This is a genomic window from Sporosarcina ureilytica (assembly GCF_001753205.1).
Taxonomy (GTDB): domain Bacteria; phylum Bacillota; class Bacilli; order Bacillales_A; family Planococcaceae; genus Sporosarcina; species Sporosarcina ureilytica.
Map to the genome: position 1 here is coordinate 1,723,279 of NZ_CP017560.1, position 20,078 is coordinate 1,743,356.

Below are 20,078 nucleotides of genomic sequence, written 5' to 3' on the forward strand. Positions count from 1 at the left end.
TGTGAAAAGATGCCATTCCAGAATAGTTGGGGTGGCATTTTTTGTATCCTTTTTTAACGTAGCGCGCTATATAGAGAATGTAGGGATGTTTTTATGTATTTAACCTGTACAAAAGTTCTCGCTTTTACATGTTATATAAATAAGGAGGATTTCAATGGTAACGATAAAAAAGCAATTGGTTTCAAGCCGGATGAGGACGTTCTCAGGAATAAATGGACGTAATTTTATTACCATTCACGAAACGGCAAATTATGCGAAGGGTGCAGGCGCTCAAATGCATGCCGATTTGCAATCAAGTGGATTTTCAGCTTCCTGGCATTGGCAAGTAGATGACAAGGTAGCGATACAATCATTTCCACACACGGTTCGATGTTGGCATGCAGGAGATGGTGCAGGAAATGGCAACTTCCACTCGATTGCAATCGAGATTTGTGTGAATGTAGATGGCGATTTTCAACAAGCCGTCGTAAATGCTGCGGCTTTGGTGAAGAAAATTATGCATGATGAAGGGATTCCGAGTGCTAACGTTGTGCAACACCATCATTGGAGTGGAAAAGATTGCCCACGTCATTTGCGTAAAGGAGATAAAGGAATAGACTGGGCTTCATTTAAAAGACTTCTTCCAACAAAAGCTGATAGATCTTCTAGTAATTTATCTTACGGAAGTCAAGGAGAAGCAGTTAAACAGCTCCAAATCGACTTAAACAAACTCGGCTACAAACTAACGATAGACAGCTCATTTGGTCCGGCCACAGAACGGGCAGTAAAGGCATTTCAAGCATCTCTAAAATTAACAGTAGAAGGAATTGTTGGTCCGCAAACGCAAAAAGCATTAAAAGAAGCGCTGGTAAAGCAATCTGTCTCTAGAAAAGTCTTAAAGGTTGGAGATAAAGGAGACAATGTCCGAGCGATGCAAGCGGCATTAGCTAGTGTCGGTTTTTATCCTGATAAAGGATCCGAAAATTATGGTGTTGACGGGTATTTCGGTACTAAAACGCGCGATACTGTAAAGCGCTTCCAGTCCGTCTATACACCAACGGAAATAGATGGCATATTTGGTCCTAAAACCAGGTACGAACTCAATAGAATCATTAAAAAATAACGCGTTTTTTTCACATAAGTTGGGAAGTACTACATTATCAAAACTATCAAAGAAAAAACTATTTACTAGCATTTTCAAAGAAAATATTAATAGTAAAGGCGGTATGTCTAACGCATGTTTTTACTTGTCCATATAGTATATAGAGCGGCCGTATCTAATTCATAAAAAGGGGGGGAGAAAAATGGGTTGTAGAAATAATCATCATAATGAAAATCGACGAAATAGATTTGTTTGTGAATGTAATGAAGAAAACAATCGTAGACAACCAGTTACATTGTTTTGCAGATGTCACGAAGTGCGAGGCGAACGCGAAGAAAATCGCCACCATCGTTTCCACGAAAATGAAGTTCGCTTCGAGCGAGATAATCGTAGAGACCATTGGCGTGAAGATGTTCGAGAAGAGCGTGATTGCCGCAGAAACCGCAGAAGCCGCTGTAACTTCTGTAACTTCTGTAACTTTGGCAGACGTTGGTAATTAAAAATAAAAAATCCAAACATGAATGTCCCAGATAGGTGGGCATAGGAAAAGGCGGCTATTTCTAGAGTAGTCGCTTTTATTTTATGAACATCAGCATGATGCCGGATGCGTTTACCTATCTAGTTCTTCTAATCATTCATTTTATTGTAGATAGATAAATTAATAGAAAATACAGATGCATTATCGGTTCGCCGTTCTTGTTAAGTTAATTTGAACATAAAATAACATAAAGGGGTGATACGATGTTTGAAGTATATGATGTTATTTTGCTTCCTTTAATAGTGGGCATCGTAGAGATATTTAAACGTACAGGTGTGCATAAAAAATTCTTACCATTAATTTCGTTACTATTAGGAATTATTGTAGGGGTCGTTTATGTGACAGACTTTGATTGGAAGCAAGGAATCCTTGTTGGCGCAATGCTTGGATTATCGGCAAGTGGATTATATAGTAGTTCAAAAAACACTTTTGAAAAAGATGATGAGCAATAAAGTGATTTCCATCTTTTTTTTTGAAGAAATTCAACGAAAAAGAATAAAGTCGATGGTTCTTCCTCATAATTCATATGAAAACTATTTGAATCAAACCCTTCATGTGATATAGTTATGATGGATGAAAGTAGGTGGTTCACGTGCGCAAAAAATATGGTAAGCTTCGAAAAAAAGGCAACTTAATTGTATTTCCTGGAACAGCTGAAAAGCTAATTCGTGAAGGCATGCATTATGTTGAGCATCATCAATTTGAACAAGCTGTCCATTCGTTTGAAGAAGCGATGCAATTTGAGCCAGAATCGGATGAGTTTTTACTTCCTTATGCAATTGCACTTTATGAAATAAAAGCGTTTAGACGTGCTAAAGATATAACGTCAATGTTATTAAATCGTGGACCCGAAGATTATATAGGAACGATGGAATTGTACTTAACAATTTTAATCCATTTGGAAGAGTATGAAGATGTTGAAATGAAAATTGATATCTTATTGGAAGAAGGTTTTGTTCCAAAAGGAATGCTAAGTAAATTCACATACTTACGCGATTTAAACAAGCGCTTAGCATTGCGATACGGGAGCGAAGAATCAATTGTGGCGAAAGCGCCCTTCACGTTGGACGAGTTTATGGCAATGGATGTACTAGGTCAACAACAGTTGCTTGCTTCTCTAGATGGGACTGATCTTCATGCGGTGACAGAACTGTTAGAAGACATTGTGGAAAGTGTCCATCTTTCACCAATTGTCATCACATTTGCGTTGACGCTTTTACACCAAGCGCAATACTCAAAACAAGTGACTGTCCATAAATTTGGTCTCGAGAAAGAAGTCATACCAGCCTCGATGGCGTTACCAGGTCAGGATGAACGAACGCAAGCAGTTCTGGCTGAGTTGGAAAAGTTATTAACTCAAGATCCGTCACGATTGGAGTTAGCTTATGGACTTGTCGAGAAATTTATGATTATTGCATTTCCATTTGATTGGGGAAGTTATTCTGCTGAGGAGATTGCAAATTCCTATATTGTATACATAGAAAGTTTATTTTCAGGTGAAGAACTTCCATACACACCCCTTCTTGCATTCATCAAACAATTGGACAACGATTCAGATTTTGAGCCAGTATAAAAAAATATTGAAAGATAAAGGCGTTATGCTATACTGAAACAGTTGTCAAAATTGCATATACGTGTAAAAATAGATTTACAAATGATTCGGAGGTTTTTTAATATGTCAGTTAAATGGGAAAAACAAGAAGGGAACCAAGGCGTTTTAACAGTTGAGGTTCCAGCAGAAGAAGTTACAAAAGGTCTAAATCAAGCATTTAAAAAAGTTGTAAAAGATGTACAAGCTCCAGGTTTCCGTAAAGGAAAAATGCCACGTAAAATGTTTGAAAAAATGTACGGTGTAGAAGCTCTATACAATGATGCATTAGACTTCATCTTACCAGATGCTTATTCGAATGCAGTTGAAGAAGCGGGCATTGATCCAGTCGATCGCCCAGAAATCGACATCGAGCAAATGGAACAAGGCAAAGAACTTATTTTCAAAGCGACAGTTACTGTTAAACCTGAAGTGAAACTAGGAGATTACAAAGGTTTAGAAGTTACGCGTCAAGAAACTGAAGTTACAGATGAAGAAATTGAAGAGCAATTAAAAGATCGCCAAACAGCTTTCGCTGAACTTGTTGTAAAAGAAGACGGCGAAGTACAAAACGGTGATACAGTGAAACTAGACTTCAAAGGTTTCTCTGACGGAGAAGCGTTTGAAGGTGGAGAAGCACAAGACTTCGATTTAGAAATTGGTTCAGGTTCTTTCATTCCAGGATTTGAAGACCAAATGGTTGGCATGAAAGTCGGCGAAGAAAAAGAAATCGAAGTGAATTTCCCAGAAGAATACCATGCAGCAGAACTTGCAGGTAAACCAGCTGTTTTCGAAGTAAAAGTGAATGAAATTAAAACGAAAGAAATTCCTGAGTTAGACGACGAGCTTGCAAAAGAAATCGACGAAGAAGTTGAAAGTCTTGACGAGCTACGTAAAAAAATGAAGGAACAAACAGCAACAGAAAAGAAAACTGCTTCTGAAACAGCACTTCGTGATGACCTTGTAGAAGCGGCAGCACGCAATGCAGAAATCGATATTCCAGAAGTTATGATTGAATCAGAAGTTGAGCGCATGATGGGTGAATTCGAACAACGTCTACAACAGCAAGGCATGAACCTTGATCTTTATTTCCAATTCTCAGGACAAGATAAAGAGGCGCTAAGCGAGCAAATGAAAGACGATGCAATCAACCGTGTGCGTGTTTCATTAACACTTGAAGCAATTGGCAAAGAAGAAAATATTGAAGTTGCAGAAGAAGATATTAACGCAGAACTTCAAAAAATGTCTGATCAATTCGGTATGGATGTAGAACAGATTAAAGCAGCGCTTGGCGGTACGACGGTTCTTGAAAATGACCTTCGTTTCAACAAAACAGTTGAATTCCTTGTAGAAAACGCAAAGATTACTGAATAAGAAAAAGATATATGGACAAGGTACGGTAGACCGTACCTTGTTTTACATAAAATAAGCATTTTCGTATCATTTGAATTCTAAATAGTTGATTATACGGAATGAGTCTTGTAATATTGTCACTTGAAAAGGGGTGAGCATAATGTTCAAATTTAACGATGAAAAAGATAATTTAAACTGTTCCTTTTGTGGAAAATCCCAAGAACAAGTTCGGAAGCTTGTAACAGGCCAAGGGGTCTATATTTGCGACGAATGCGTTGAACTTTGTGCCGAAATCGTCAAAGAGGAGATCGAGCTTGAAGAAGACTTCGAGTTAAAAGATGTCCCAAAACCGAAAGAAATACAAAGTATTCTTGATGACTATTTAATTGGGCAGAACCGAGCAAAGAAATCGCTCGCGGTAGCTGTATATAATCATTACAAGCGTGTCAATTCTGGTAGTAAAATTGATGATGTAGAACTTGCGAAGTCTAACATCGTTCTCATTGGACCTACTGGAAGTGGTAAGACCTTACTCGCTCAAACGCTAGCACGAATCCTTGATGTACCATTTGCAATTGCAGATGCAACGTCATTAACAGAGGCGGGCTACGTTGGTGAAGATGTCGAAAATATATTACTAAAATTAATCCAAGCAGCTGATTACGATGTGGAAAAAGCTGAAAGAGGCATTATTTATATCGATGAAATCGACAAAGTTGCACGCAAATCTGAAAACGCATCGATTACACGAGACGTATCAGGCGAAGGTGTTCAACAAGCGCTCTTGAAAATTTTAGAAGGTACGGTTGCAAGTGTTCCACCTCAAGGAGGACGTAAGCATCCGCATCAAGAATTTATCCAATTAGATACAACGAATATTCTCTTTATCGTCGGTGGTGCATTTGACGGCATTAACGATATTATTAAAAGAAGAATTGGTCAAAAACTCATTGGGTTTGGTACAGGCACAGAGCCAGTTGAAGAAGAATCACTTCTTTCAAAATTAATTCCGGAAGACTTACAAAATTATGGTTTAATTCCGGAGTTTATTGGCCGATTACCGGTACTTGCAAGCCTTGAGCCGCTTGATGAAGATGCATTGTTCCAAATTTTAACGTTACCGAAAAATGCAATCGTTAAGCAGTATCAAAAGATGTTAGAAATAGACGGGGTTAACTTACGTTTTGAGGAAGATGCGTTAATCGAGATTGCGAAAGAAGCAATTGAACGAAAAACGGGTGCCCGTGGATTGCGTTCAATCATTGAAAACATCATGTTAGATATTATGTATGAATTACCATCTCTTGAAGAAGTGACTGAATGTGTTATTACGAAAGATTCAGTCCTAAACAAAACAAGTCCTATTTTGTTAAAAGAAGATGGGTCCGAATACACAATATTAGATGACAAAGACTCGGCGTAATGCCTGAAGGACAAAGCTGACACCGATTGTGCATAGATATTTGCGCATGTTGGTTGTCAGCTTTTTCCTTCTCCATATACATATTTTATTCCAATGGAGGTGTTTTTGCTTGAAACAAAATAAACATACAAATATCCCTTTATTACCACTTCGTGGAATCCTCATCTATCCGACAATGATCTTGCATATAGATGTGGGACGTGAACGATCTATTTTGGCAATCGAACGCGCACTTGAGCAAGACAGCCTCATTTTCTTAGCAACCCAAAAAGATACAAAAATTGAAAATCCAGAACGAGATGATTTATACGATATAGGTACATTCGCCGCGGTTAAATCGGTTAAGGAATTGGAGAACGGTACGCACCGTGTTTTAATTGAGGGCATTGCGCGGGCTGAATGGACAAAGTATGAAGAAGATGATTTGTTTAGTATCGTCGATGTCACAACATATCAAGATAATACAGCGAAAGTGGATGTTGAACTAGAAGCGCTGATGCGGACGCTTCGTAAGTACTTCGAAAAATATGTGAAAGCATCTAAAAAGCTTTCAAAAGATACGTTTAATTCAATTGCAGAAATTCGTGAACCTGGGAGATTAGCGGATATGGTTGCCTCTAATTTGCCAATCAAAATCGAAGCGAAACAAGAAGTGCTTGAATTATTAAAAGTTGAAGAACGATTAGAGTGGCTCATTAGCTGTTTACACAATGAACAAGAAGTTCTTTTGATGGAAAATAAAATTACTGAACGTGTCCAACAAGCAATGGAAAGGACGCAGAAAGAATTTTATTTGCGCGAGCAAATGAAAGCGATTCAAACGGAACTTGGCGATAAAGACGGAAAAGGATTAGAAATTGCTGAACTTCAAGAGAAAATTGAACAAGCAAACATGCCAGAAGATGTTAAAGAAGTTGCAGAGCGTGAATTAAATCGATATGAAAGAATTCCTGCAGCCTCAGCTGAAAGTGGCATCATACGCAGTTATATTGATTGGCTTGTCGCGCTACCTTGGTCCGTTGCGTCAAAGGATCAGTTAGACATCAACCGTTCGGCTGAAATTTTAAATCGGGATCACGATGGGTTAGAACAGGTAAAAGAACGGATCCTTGAATATTTAGCCGTTCGCCAATTAACAAATTCACTGCGTGGTCCAATTTTATGTCTTGCAGGACCCCCAGGTGTTGGTAAAACATCCTTGGCTCGCTCTATCGCAGAATCACTTGGCCGTAAATTTGTTCGTATATCACTAGGTGGTGTGCGTGATGAATCGGAAATTCGAGGGCATAGACGGACGTATGTCGGTGCGATGCCAGGAAGAATTATTCAAGGTATGAAAAAAGCTGGGAAAATAAATCCTGTCTTCTTGTTGGATGAAATTGATAAGATGTCCAATGATTTTCGCGGCGATCCATCAGCTGCGATGTTAGAAGTATTAGATCCAGAACAAAATGCAACGTTTAGTGACCATTATATTGAAGAACCATTTAATTTATCGGAAGTATTATTTATTGCAACTGCAAATGATTTAAGTGCGATTCCTGGTCCGCTTCGAGATAGAATGGAAATTATTTCGCTGTCGAGCTATACGGAATTAGAAAAAAGCACCATTGCTAAAAATCATTTAATCCCGAAACAGATGAAAGAACATGGTTTAACAGGTGCTGCATTACGGATTAATGATGAGGCGATTCTCGATATTATTCGGTATTACACGAAAGAAGCGGGCGTCCGAGGTTTAGAGCGTAAAATCTCATCTGTCTGCCGAAGAGCTGCAAAACAAATTGTGACTGGCGAGAAAAAACGTGTAGTCATTACGCCAAATACATTAGAAGATATACTTGGTAAAAAGAAATTTAGGTACGGTCTTGCAGAAACGGTGAACCAAATCGGTGTGGCGACAGGACTTGCTTATACGCAAGTAGGCGGCGACACATTGCAAATTGAAGTGTCTCTTTCTCCTGGTAAAGGGAAGTTAATGCTAACCGGGAAATTGGGTGACGTGATGAAGGAGTCTGCACAAGCTGCACTTTCCTATGTACGCTCCAAAACAGAGGCCTTTCAGATTGACCCGAAGTTTCATGAAACCTATGACATTCACATCCACGTTCCAGAAGGAGCCATTCCGAAAGATGGACCTTCCGCTGGGATTACAATGGCAACCGCACTTGTTTCTGCATTAACAGAACGAAAAGTATTGCGAGAAGTGGGAATGACTGGTGAAATTACGCTTCGTGGACGTGTACTTCCAATTGGTGGCGTGAAAGAGAAAAGTTTAAGTGCGCACCGTGCAGGATTAACAACAATTATTTTACCACTTGATAATGAGCGAGACATTGAAGATATTCCTGAAAGTGTCCGCGAACAATTAACATTTAAATTTGTAACAGATGTCGAAGAAGTCCTCGATATCGCATTGGAGGCTAAGGGCAAATGAAAGTCCATAACGTAGAAATGATTATGAGCGCGGTGAGACCTGAACAATATCCGGAAGAGGGATATCCTGAGTTTGCGCTCGCAGGACGTTCAAATGTAGGAAAGTCTTCTTTTATCAATCGTATGATTGCACGAAAAAGTTTAGCAAGAACATCATCTAAGCCAGGAAAAACACAAACACTTAACTTTTATAAAATTGAAGAACAGTTGTTTTTTGTCGATGTACCTGGCTACGGTTATGCAAAAGTTTCAAAGACCGAACGTGAAGCTTGGGGACATATGATTCAAGAGTATTTAACGACACGTGAAGAATTACGTGCGGTTATTCAAATCATCGATGTTCGTCATCCACCCACTGCAGATGATCGGTTAATGTATGACTTTTTAGTTCATTATGAAATTCCAGCCATCATCATTGCGACAAAAGCAGATAAAATTCCAAGAGGAAAAGTGAATAAACATTTAAAAATCGTCCGTGAAGGGCTAAACATCCGAAAAGGCGACCCATTAATCTTATTCTCCTCCGAAAAAGCAACAGGAATGGAAGAAGCCTGGAAAGAAATCGAAAAAAGGATGTAACTAAAAGCTGAAGACGCCGGTTAGACGTGACAAGCGTAAGGCGAGTCGACGGAGTGGCGCATTTTGCCACGCAGTCGAATTGACTTACGACTCGAACGTCTGGCGTCTGAAGCTAGATGTAACCAAAAGCTGAGGGGGATTGCCCAGATGCGACAGGCATAAGGCGAGCTGACACAGCGGCGTTTTTTGTCGCAGTGTCAGATTGACTTATGACCCGAGCATCTATCCCCCGAAGTTAGATGTACCAAATGCGTACATCAATCAATATAAAATTGGCGCAAATAATAAAGTAGACTGCATTCGCTTCATTAAACAATAAAACGGTTGATCATCAAAGGATCAGCCGTTTTATTTGTTTAACCTAACAGAAAATGGCGTAAATTAAGCGTTTAATCATTGAACTGAACATATCTAACTAGCAGTATCACATTAGACTAATTCCAAAAACAGGCTGTAAACCTTTGTACTTCATAAGGTGTTCACATTTAATGCACCCGAAAGAGTCGAGATATGTTATACTGGTCATAATGAAATTCAAGAACGTTGAGAGGTGTGAGCACCAAAGTGCATACAATTGTAGTAGGCGTTAACCATCGGACGGCACCTGTAGAATTAAGAGAAAAACTGTCGTTTGTTGAATCTGAACTGCCGCAAGCAATGCGATTACTTCAACAACAAAAAAGTGTTTTAGAAAACATTATCATTTCAACCTGCAACAGAACAGAGATTTATGCAGTAGTCGATCAAATACATACTGGACGTTATTATGTAAAACGCTTTCTATCGGAATGGTTTTCGATTCCAATGAAAGCATTTGAAAGCCATTTAATCATTCACGAAAACGATGAAGTAATTGAACATTTAATGAAAGTTTCGGCCGGCATGGATTCTATGGTGCTTGGAGAAACTCAAATACTAGGACAAGTTCGAGATAGCTTTTTAGAGGCGCAATCTATTGGGACAACTGGAACTGTCTTTAACCAACTCTTTAGACAGGCGGTAACATTTTCAAAAAGAGCGCATTCAGAAACGGACATCGGTGCAAATGCCGTATCCATTTCCTATGCAGCAGTTGAATTAGCAAAACAAATTTTTGGAAACTTGAATCATAAACATGTGTTAATTTTAGGTGCCGGAGAAATGGGAGAGTTGGCACTTAAAAATTTACAAGGTAGCGGTGCAGAAAAGGTGACGGTTGTGAACCGAACGTTTTCTACAGCTGAAGAAATGGCTCGGAAATTTGGTGGCGTTGCGAAGCCAATGAATGAGCTACAATGTGCGCTTCTAGAGGCGGATATTTTAATTAGTTCTACTTCCGCGACCGAATATGTCATTGATTATCAGACAATGAAATATGTAGAGCGTATGCGTGAAGGCAATTCTTTGTTTTTAATTGATATTGCTGTTCCACGCGATTTAGATCCACGTATCGGTGAACTTTCCAATGTATTTCTTTATGATATCGATGATTTACAAAGTATTGTCGATGCAAATTTGGCGGAACGTGAACGTGCTGCCGAAAAAATTGGGTATATGATTGAAGGTCAAATTATTGAGTTTAACGAATGGCTTGCAACGCTTGGTGTAGTTCCAGTGATTACTGCGCTACGTGAAAAAGGCTTGCAAATACAACGGACAACAATGGAAAGTATTTTAAATAAAATTCCCGACTTAACAGAACGTGAGAAAAAGGTATTAAGTAAGCATACAAAATCGATTCTTAACCAATTAATTAAAGAACCTATCAGAGAAGCAAAAGAACTTGCAATGGAACCTAACTCTGCTGAAAAACTAGAGTTATTCCAAAAGATTTTCGGAATTGAGGAAGAAGTAGAAAGAGAGAAAGAAAAAGAAGCAATTGCAAAGTTAGCGAAAAAACGACTAAAAGTTCGTGCGAAAAATAATCCGGTGCCTAAACCTGAGTGGACATTTTAAAGCGAATAAGGAATTTCCGCATTTGAATGCTATATGATAATACGGAAATTCCTTTGTTTTTCCGCTAGACTTGGCAGTTTTAGAAAGGCAGTGGCATGATGACTGATATAACGATGTCAAGACTGCATGAAGTAATGGTCGTCTTGTACGCGGTCAGTCTTGTATTTTATTTTATAGATTATTTGAATAAAGATCGCATCGCACACCGCAATGCTTTTGGGTTATTAACGCTCGTTTTTAGTATGCAATCGATTTTTCTTGTACTATTTATAATCGAAACGAAACGTTTCCCCGTATTGTCCTTGTTTGAAGGGATTTACTTTTATGCTTGGCTATTAATTACAATATCAATAGCCCTTCATCTCTTTACAAAACTTGGCTATGCGGTATTTTTTTTAAATATCATTGGTTTTATCTTTATGACAATCCATACATTTGCCCCTGTGCAAATTAAGCAGTCAACAATAGGGGATGCGTTAATCTCAGAATTACTATTTATCCATATTACTTTTGCGATATTGTCTTATGTTGCATTTGCGATATCGTTTGTCTGTGCGATATTATATTTACTCCTCTATCGCAATTTGAAAAAGAAAAAGTGGACAAAGCAATTTGGTCGATTGCCATCGCTTCAACAAACTGCAACAGGTATGAAAACGGGGATTATTATAGGGATTCCCTTTTTATTTATTAGTCTAGTACTTGGGATGCAATGGGCGCATATCGTCTTATCTGAATGGTCATTTTTCGATATGAAAATAGTAGGTTCATTTTTCATATTAATTGTTTATAGTCTAGTCTTGTTTGGGATTCAAACAGGGAGACTACGAGGTAATAATCATATGTGGGCAAATATATTTGCCTTTTTATTTGTCATTATTAATTTTTTTCTTGGAAGTACTTTATCCGAGTTTCATTTTTGGCTATGATTTTACTAATATTTAACTGTTAAAACAAAGACAACATCATGAAAGGTTTGAATGCATTGAGAAAAATTGTTGTTGGTTCAAGAAGAAGTAATCTAGCAATGACCCAAACAAAATGGGTAATTGAACAATTAAAAGAAGCAGGCGCTCCATTTGAATTTGAAATCAAAGAAATCATGACAAAAGGCGATAAAATCCTTGACGTCATGCTTTCTAAAGTAGGCGGGAAAGGCCTTTTCGTTAAAGAAATTCAAGATGCTTTATTTAATAAAGAAATCGATTTTGCAGTACATAGCATGAAAGATATGCCGTCAGATTTACCTGAAGGCCTAATGATTGGATGTATACCGCCGCGTGTTGATGCGAGAGATGCTTTCATTTCCAACGGTCACGTAAAATTCATGGACTTGCCGGAAGGTGCAGTCGTAGGAACGTCCAGTTTACGTCGCAGTTCGCAACTTCTATTATTACGTCCTGACATTGAAATTAAATGGATTCGCGGAAATATTGAAACGCGTTTGAGAAAATTACACGAAGGCGAATACGATGCAATTTTACTAGCCGCGGCAGGAATAGAACGTGTCGGTTGGGATAAAGACGTTGTTACTGAATTTTTATCAGCAGAAGATCTTATACCGGCAGTTGGGCAAGGTGCGCTTGCAATTGAATGCCGTTCAGATGATCAAGAATTACTCGATGAACTTGCAAAAATCAATGATTCGAAAACTTGGGATGAAGTGTCAGCTGAGCGAACATTTTTATCTGAAATGGACGGATCGTGTCAAGTTCCAATCGCTGGCTATGCGCAATTAAAAGGTTCCGACGTTGAATTTACAGGTTTCATTGCTTCACCGGATGCATCCCAAGTGTTTAAACATACTGTAGTCCATGCTGATCCTGTTCAGGCAGGAAAAGAGGTCGCAAAAGTATTGCGTGCTGAAGGTGCCGATGAAGTAATTAAGAAAGTGTTGGCTGACTTAGAAAATGAGAACAAGTGAACCACCTCTCAATGGTGAAACGGTTGTTTTTACTGGAACGCCAAGGTCAACAGATGTTTTTAGTTTAGTCGAACTATATGGAGGAATGCCGGTTTCATTACCGCTAATTAAGGTGGATGAATTAGTGGAACCAACAGATCAACTCCGGTTAGAAGCATGTGCAACGTACGATTGGCTCATATTTACGAGCCAAAGTGCAGTTGCAGCTTTTAAAGAAAAGATAAATCGTTTTAATGTTTCTGTCGACACAATCCCTTCGCATATTGCGGCGATTGGAACAAGAACTGCTGCTGCTCTTGAAGAACTTGGTTTTTCGGTTCGATTCATACCTACCGTTTTCAGTGCAGATGTTTTTGTAAAACAATTTCGACCGCCGGCAAATGAAACAGGGCGCCTCTTGTTTTTAAGAGGGTCTATTGCAGGTCCAACGATTCCTGAAGGATTGCCGTTTGAAGTTGATGAATGGACAATTTATAAGACGGCTAGAGCGACCGAAAATGTTGGGGCCCTTATTAACTTATTAAAAGAGAAGGAACAAATCTCAGTCCTATTTGCGAGTCCATCCGCTGTTGAAGTGTTTTCAGAAGAAGTTGTACCATCAATCGGCTGGAAAGGCTATACAATTGGCGCAATTGGGCATATCACGGAAAAGGCACTTACGGATGTGGGGGCTAACGTTCATGTTCGGCCTAATACATACACATTGAAAGATCTTGTCGAAAAGTTGGCAAGCCGAAAGGATGTTCATATTGATTAACTTAAATTTCCGTCGTAATCGACGTTTAAGAAATACTGCAACACTTCGTTCAATGGTACGTGAAACAGTATTACAAAAAGAAGATTTTATATATCCAATTTTTGTAGTGGAAGGCGAAGATATTAAAAATCCAGTTGCTTCAATGCCTGGAGTTTATCAATTATCGCTTGACCATTTTGCAAAAGAAATTGAAGAAGTCGTTGAACTCGGTATTCCATCTATTATTTTATTTGGCGTTCCAAATGAAAAAGACGCTGTTGGTACACAAGCTTATGCGGAAGATGGAATTGTTCAAAGAGCAATTCGTTTTGCAAAAGAGCGCCATCCTGAACTTGTCGTTATTGCAGATACTTGCCTCTGTCAATATACGGACCATGGTCATTGCGGTGTAGTAGAAGGTGGTTACGTAGTCAATGACAAATCACTTGATTTATTAGTACAAACTGCAGTGAGTCAGGCAAAAGCTGGCGCAGACATTATTGCACCATCTAATATGATGGATGGTTTTGTAGCGGCAATCCGCCAGGGACTTGATGAACAAGGATTCGAAAATATTCCGATTATGTCATATGCGGTTAAATATGCTTCATCTTACTACGGTCCATTCCGTGATGCAGCGCATTCATCACCGCAATCGGGAGACCGTAAAACGTACCAAATGGACTCAGCTAACAGAATGGAAGCTCTTCGCGAAGCAGAAGCAGACGTTGAAGAGGGGGCGGACTTTTTAATTGTAAAGCCAGCACTTTCTTATCTCGACATTATGCGTGATGTGAAAAATAACTTCACGTTACCAGTTGTCGCGTATAACGTGAGCGGAGAATATTCGATGATTAAAGCAGCCGCGCAAAATGGCTGGATTAATGAACAAGAAATTGTAATTGAAACATTGACGAGTATGAAACGTGCAGGGGCGGATTTAATTATGACGTACCACGCAAAAGATGCAGCACGTTGGTTGGAGGGTAAATAATTGGAAAAACGTTATGAGAACTCAAAACTAGCATTTGAGAAAGCAGTAGACCTTATGCCGGGCGGTGTAAACTCACCTGTACGTGCATTTAAATCGGTAAACATGGACCCGATTTTTATGGAAAGCGGAAAAGGGGCAATGATTAAAGATATTGACGGCAATGAATACATTGACTACGTCTTATCATGGGGCCCACTTATTTTAGGACACGCTGATGAAGACGTTGTAGAAGGTATTCAACGTGTAGCGGCAACCGGATCAAGTTTCGGCGCACCAACATTAGCTGAAAATGAATTAGCGGAACTTGTTATTGACCGTGTGCCGTCAATTGAAATGATTCGTATGGTTTCATCGGGGACGGAAGCTACAATGAGTGCATTGCGTCTAGCCCGTGGATATACTGGTCGAAACATTATTATGAAATTTGAAGGCTGCTACCACGGTCATGGAGATTCATTGCTAATTAAGGCAGGTTCCGGTGTAGCTACGCTCGGATTGCCTGATAGCCCTGGCGTTCCTGAATCTATTGCACGTAACACAATTACAGTTCCTTATAATGATTTAGAGAGCGTTAAATTGGCAATGAATGAATACGGTGATGATATTGCTGCACTCATCGTTGAACCTGTTGCAGGGAATATGGGTGTTGTTCCACCAGAGCCAGGATTTTTGGAAGGATTACGTGAGCTAACAACTGAAAATGGTTCACTTCTTATTTTCGATGAAGTGATGACTGGATTCCGAGTTGGCTATGAGTGTGCACAAGGTTACTATGACGTTACACCTGATATCACTTGTCTTGGAAAAGTAATCGGTGGTGGATTACCAGTTGGTGCATACGGTGGTTCAAAAGAAATTATGAGTCAAATCGCACCATCTGGCACAGTTTATCAAGCTGGAACACTATCAGGAAACCCACTTGCGATGACTGCCGGAATTGAAACATTGAAAAAGTTAACGCCAGCATCGTACGAATACTTTAATAAACTAGGCGACCAGTTAGAAGCAGGTTTCCGTGAAGCAGCAGAAAAGTATAACATTCCACATACGGTTAACCGTGCAGGTTCCATGATTGGTTTCTTCTTTACGAATGAAAAAGTCGTGAATTACGATAAAGCGAAAACATCTGACCTTGAGTTGTTTGCAGAATATTACCGTTTAATGGCAGAAGAAGGTATTTTCCTTCCACCATCCCAGTTCGAAGGGATGTTCTTATCTGCAGCGCATACAGAAGAACATATTGCGAAAACAGTTGAAGCTTTTCATAAAGTATTTGCAAAGCTTGCAAGATAATCAAACGAAGCCTTTCTCCACGATTGATGGGGAAAGGCTTTTATCTTAACTTATGTCTACTCTATTCTAAGTAACTTCATCCATGCATACAATTGTCTGTGAAGGAATAGGAGGAGAGATCGTATGAAAAATGTAAAATGGCAAATGAAAGAGAACTTTGCCTTCTCACCAGAAATAGGTTTTCCAGCATCTGCCGATCAACTTAAAGTGACGCCAAGATTTACATTAGAAAAAGTGGAAGGCCGCCCTAAGTTAACAGGGATATACCATCTTGCTGTAAATGTTAATTTAGAGGAAAGAACGAACGGCCATAGCGAAGTCAATGAAGCAATTTTAATTGATGATTTAGATATTGACGGAAAAACAGGATATTTTGAGTATGCAGTTCCATTTAATATCGATTTTCCACCTGAAGCGGATGACCCAATTGATATTAAAACATTGAATACCACACATGAAATTGATAAGAACGGATGTCTGTCAATTATTTGGGACGTAGAATGCTCCTATAAAGAAGTTGGCATTCATCAAACACAACGCGAAGAACAGAAAGAAAAACAATCGGCAAAAGCCGTAAATTCCGAAGCTGATAAAAAAGAAGCTTTTGTCGAAGAAAAACAAACAAAAGCCGCGAAAAAAGAAGCTGACGCTGAAGAGAAACAAACAAAAGCTGCAAATGAACAGAAGCAAAAGGAAGCTAGTGCTAAAGAAGAATTTACGGCAACAAAAGAATCAACGGAACACCAAACTGAAACTGAGGCGGCCGCGGCAAGTATAGAAAGTGAACCGGTCAGAAATACTTCACAAGTAGTCGTCGAAAATTCTTCCTTTTCTGAAGGAGATGAAGTGCTCTCTTTTATTTCTGAATTAGAAGACGGCATTTCAACGACTGGATTCCGCCTAAATGATGTCTTTGTGCAAGGCAAAAGCTAATGCGCAAAGGATACAAAGCACAAAAAAATCACCGGTTGTTGGGACAATGATCATTCGAATTAATTGAAATACCGCGATGGGGATAATAATCGATTTGCAGTAACATCGCGTTTTCCGTAGCCAAGGGGGAAGGAGATACGGGTTATATCCTTTTCTCATAACAAAATCCTTTCTAAAAGGTATTGAAAAGCAATCATTGAACTTGACGAATGAAAGGCTATTCCGTTATACTCTTAGTAACTGCATATAGATGCGATGAACGGGATAGTAAGTACTGTTTGTTTTCTAAAGAGAGGGGCTATCGGTGAAAAAGCCCTGTCAACGACCTACTGAATGTCACCCACGAGCAGTTTTCGTGAACATCATTTTGGCTGTTTATTAGTGGTCAAATAGAGTAGCGAAAGCCGGTTTGAAGCCGTTATTTTTATTTGAGATGTACAGCTTTTTTAGTGTGCATAAATAAAGGTGGTACCGCGAATAGCTCCTTCGTCCTTTTAGGCGAATGGAGTTTTTTTATTGTTAAAAATAAAAGGAGGACGTAATATGTCAAATGATAATTTATCAATGCCAACGAAATATGAACCACAAGCAGTTGAAAAAGGCCGCTATGAATGGTGGTTGAAAGGGCAATATTTTGAAGCACAACCAGAAAGCGACAAGGAACCCTATACAGTGGTTATTCCACCGCCGAACGTTACGGGTGTTTTACATTTAGGACACGCATGGGATACAACATTACAAGATATTATTATTCGAATGAAACGTATGCAAGGATACGACGCGCTTTGGTTACCAGGAATGGACCATGCGGGTATCGCAACGCAAGCACGTGTTGAACAGCGACTACGTTCAGAAGGAAAATCACGTTATGATTTGGGCCGCGAAAAATTCCTTGAAGCGACTTGGAATTGGAAAGAAGAATATGCTTCTCATATCCGTGAACAATGGGGGAAACTTGGACTTGGACTCGATTATTCCCGTGAACGTTTCACGCTAGATGAAAAATTATCGAAAGCGGTTCAGGAAGTTTTTATTAAACTTTATAATAAAGGCCTAATTTATCGCGGAGAGTATATTATTAACTGGGATCCCGCAACGAAAACAGCATTATCCGATATTGAAGTCATTCATGAAGATGTGCAAGGTGCATTCTATCATATGCGTTACCCACTGACAGATGGTACTGGAAGTATCGAAATTGCGACAACTCGCCCAGAGACAATGCTTGGGGATACAGCAGTTGCAGTACATCCAGAAGATGAACGTTACAAACACTTAATTGGGAAAACAGTGACACTTCCGATTGTCGGACGTGAGATTCCGATTGTCGCGGATGATTATGTCGATATGGAATTTGGAAGCGGTGCAGTAAAAATTACACCTGCTCATGACCCGAATGACTTTGAAATTGGAAATCGTCATAATCTAGAGCGTGTGCTTGTCATGAATGAAGATGGCACAATGAATGACCTGGCAGGTAAATACAAAGGTATGGACCGTTTTGATTGCCGTAAGCAAATTGTGAAAGACCTACAAGAGATGGGCGTTTTATTTGAAATCGAAGACCATTTACACTCTGTTGGACATTCGGAACGAAGCGGTGCGGTTGTTGAACCTTATTTATCTACACAATGGTTTGTTAATATGGAACCACTTGCGAAAGCTGCGATTGAACTTCAAAAAGGTGAAGAAAAAGTTAATTTCGTTCCATCCCGTTTTGAAAACACGTACTTAAATTGGATGGAAAACATTCATGATTGGTGTATTTCACGTCAACTATGGTGGGGTCACCGAATTCCAGCTTGGTATCATAATGAAACAGGTGAAGTGTACGTCGGTCATGAAGCACCTGCAGACAGTGAAAACTGGAAACAAGATGAAGATGTGTTAGATACTTGGTTCTCCTCTGCATTATGGCCGTTTTCAACGCTCGGTTGGCCAGATGCTGATAACGAAGAGTTTAAGCGTTACTATCCAACAGATGCACTCGTTACAGGATATGATATTATTTTCTTCTGGGTGTCCCGCATGATTTTCCAGGGAATTGAATTTACAGGCGAACGTCCATTTAAAGACGTGTTAATTCACGGACTAGTACGTGATGCGGAAGGCCGTAAAATGTCGAAATCACTTGATAACGGTGTTGATCCAATGGAAGTCATTGAAAAATACGGTGCGGATGCGCTCCGTTATACACTTTCAACAGGTGCATCACCAGGTCAAGACATTCGTTTTTCATGGGATCGTGTTGAGTCAAACTGGAATTTTGCGAATAAAATTTGGAACGCTTCACGTTTTGCGCTCATGAATATGGACGGCATGACCTATGATGAAATTGATCTAACAGGTGAAAAATCAGTTGCGGATACGTGGATTTTAACACGTTTAAACGAAACGATTGGAGAAGTAACAAGACTTGCAGATAAATATGAGTTTGGTGAAGTAGGCCGTGCGCTTTATTCATTCATTTGGGATGATTTCTGTGATTGGTATATTGAAATGGCGAAGCTTCCATTATACGGTGACGATGAAGCTGCGAAGAAAACGACACGTTCAGTTCTTGCATACGTGTTAGACAACACAATGCGTTTATTACATCCATTCATGCCATTCATTACAGAAGAAATTTGGCAGAACTTACCGCATGAAGGCGAGTCCATTACAATCGCATCATGGCCAGTTGTCGATGCGTCTCTTTCTGATGAGGCACGTGCATCTGAAATGCAACTGCTTATGGATATTATCCGCTCAGTTCGTAATATCCGCGCAGAAGTAAATACGCCAATGAGTAGACCAGTTCCGTTCTATATTTCAACGAGAGAAGAAAAAACAACTGAGATCCTGGAAGCGAATCGCAAGTACATTGAACGATTCTGTAACCCGGAAACGTTAACGATTGGCAAAGGAATTGAAGCACCAGGCAAATCGATGTCTGCAGTCATTACAGGCGCAGAACTGTTCTTGCCACTAGAAGGGCTTATCAATATTGAAGAAGAACTTGCTCGATTAGAAAAAGAACTGAAAAAATGGGATAGCGAAGTGAAACGCGTTCAAGGCAAATTATCTAACGAACGTTTCGTAGCGAACGCACCAGAAGCAGTCGTTGCTGAAGAACGTGCAAAAGAACAAGATTATCTCGAGAAATACGCGACGGTTGAGAAGCGTATGGAGGAATTGAAAGAAATTTAAATGATACATTTAACGCCCCCGCCAATATTGGTGGGGGTTGTTTAATTGAGAAATGAATGAGACCAAAGAAGAGTCT

At 39.5% G+C, this 20,078-nt stretch carries 16 protein-coding genes and 1 other annotated feature; all 16 genes read left to right on the forward strand.

Annotation, left to right across the window (positions count from 1 at the left end; translation table 11 throughout):
* Nucleotides 1-154: 154 nt before the first annotated feature.
* The gene (locus BI350_RS08505; protein WP_075527702.1) at nucleotides 155-1,102 is read left to right on the forward strand and encodes a peptidoglycan recognition protein family protein; all 948 of its coding nucleotides are present in this window, start codon (nucleotides 155-157) and stop codon (nucleotides 1,100-1,102) included.
* A gap of 206 nt (nucleotides 1,103-1,308) precedes the next feature.
* Complete coding sequence (locus tag BI350_RS08510) at nucleotides 1,309-1,581, forward strand: hypothetical protein (RefSeq protein ID WP_075527703.1); 273 nt, start codon at nucleotides 1,309-1,311, stop codon at nucleotides 1,579-1,581.
* A 241-nt stretch (nucleotides 1,582-1,822) separates the two neighbouring features.
* Nucleotides 1,823-2,071, forward strand: a complete 249-nt coding sequence (locus BI350_RS08515) for a hypothetical protein (RefSeq protein WP_075527704.1) — start codon at nucleotides 1,823-1,825, stop codon at nucleotides 2,069-2,071.
* 140 nt (nucleotides 2,072-2,211) lie between these two features.
* Complete coding sequence (locus BI350_RS08520) at nucleotides 2,212-3,192, forward strand: tetratricopeptide repeat protein (protein ID WP_075527705.1); 981 nt, start codon at nucleotides 2,212-2,214, stop codon at nucleotides 3,190-3,192.
* A 102-nt stretch (nucleotides 3,193-3,294) separates the two neighbouring features.
* On the forward strand, nucleotides 3,295-4,581 hold the full coding sequence (tig, locus tag BI350_RS08525; protein WP_075527706.1) for a trigger factor: 1,287 nt from the start codon (nucleotides 3,295-3,297) through the stop codon (nucleotides 4,579-4,581).
* A gap of 139 nt (nucleotides 4,582-4,720) precedes the next feature.
* On the forward strand, nucleotides 4,721-5,983 hold the full coding sequence (gene clpX, locus BI350_RS08530; protein WP_075527707.1) for an ATP-dependent protease ATP-binding subunit ClpX: 1,263 nt from the start codon (nucleotides 4,721-4,723) through the stop codon (nucleotides 5,981-5,983).
* A gap of 109 nt (nucleotides 5,984-6,092) precedes the next feature.
* On the forward strand, nucleotides 6,093-8,420 hold the full coding sequence (gene lon, locus BI350_RS08535) for an endopeptidase La (RefSeq protein ID WP_075527708.1): 2,328 nt from the start codon (nucleotides 6,093-6,095) through the stop codon (nucleotides 8,418-8,420).
* A complete protein-coding gene (gene yihA / locus BI350_RS08540; protein WP_075527709.1) occupies nucleotides 8,417-8,998 on the forward strand; it encodes a ribosome biogenesis GTP-binding protein YihA/YsxC in 582 nt (193 codons plus the stop codon). Before lon ends, yihA begins: the two co-directional genes overlap by 4 nt.
* Nucleotides 8,999-9,562: 564 nt before the next feature.
* Nucleotides 9,563-10,933: a glutamyl-tRNA reductase gene (gene hemA, locus BI350_RS08545; protein ID WP_075527710.1), complete on the forward strand. Its 1,371-nt coding sequence runs from the start codon at nucleotides 9,563-9,565 to the stop codon at nucleotides 10,931-10,933.
* A gap of 98 nt (nucleotides 10,934-11,031) precedes the next feature.
* Nucleotides 11,032-11,862 carry a cytochrome C assembly family protein gene (locus tag BI350_RS08550; RefSeq protein WP_075529312.1) on the forward strand — a complete coding sequence of 277 codons (831 nt, stop codon included), beginning with the start codon at nucleotides 11,032-11,034 and terminating at the stop codon, nucleotides 11,860-11,862.
* Nucleotides 11,863-11,918: 56 nt separating this feature from the next.
* Nucleotides 11,919-12,857, forward strand: coding sequence for a hydroxymethylbilane synthase (gene hemC, locus BI350_RS08555; RefSeq protein ID WP_075529313.1), 939 nt, complete (start codon nucleotides 11,919-11,921; stop codon nucleotides 12,855-12,857).
* Entirely contained in the window at nucleotides 12,844-13,614 is a 771-nt protein-coding gene (locus BI350_RS08560) for a uroporphyrinogen-III synthase (protein ID WP_075527711.1), read from the forward strand. The genes hemC and BI350_RS08560 overlap by 14 nt, the downstream gene beginning before the upstream one ends.
* Before the next feature lie 52 nt (nucleotides 13,615-13,666).
* Nucleotides 13,667-14,587, forward strand: coding sequence for a porphobilinogen synthase (gene hemB, locus BI350_RS08565; protein ID WP_425423251.1), 921 nt, complete (start codon nucleotides 13,667-13,669; stop codon nucleotides 14,585-14,587).
* 54 nt (nucleotides 14,588-14,641) lie between these two features.
* Nucleotides 14,642-15,880, forward strand: coding sequence for a glutamate-1-semialdehyde 2,1-aminomutase (gene hemL / locus BI350_RS08570; RefSeq protein ID WP_075529314.1), 1,239 nt, complete (start codon nucleotides 14,642-14,644; stop codon nucleotides 15,878-15,880).
* A gap of 123 nt (nucleotides 15,881-16,003) precedes the next feature.
* Nucleotides 16,004-16,813, forward strand: a complete 810-nt coding sequence (locus BI350_RS08575; protein ID WP_075527713.1) for a cell envelope integrity TolA family protein — start codon at nucleotides 16,004-16,006, stop codon at nucleotides 16,811-16,813.
* Between the two features lie 246 nt (nucleotides 16,814-17,059).
* Nucleotides 17,060-17,310: a binding site (T-box leader), on the forward strand.
* A 46-nt stretch (nucleotides 17,311-17,356) separates the two neighbouring features.
* The gene (locus BI350_RS08580; protein WP_075527714.1) at nucleotides 17,357-20,002 is read left to right on the forward strand and encodes a valine--tRNA ligase; all 2,646 of its coding nucleotides are present in this window, start codon (nucleotides 17,357-17,359) and stop codon (nucleotides 20,000-20,002) included.
* Nucleotides 20,003-20,078 lie beyond the last annotated feature (76 nt).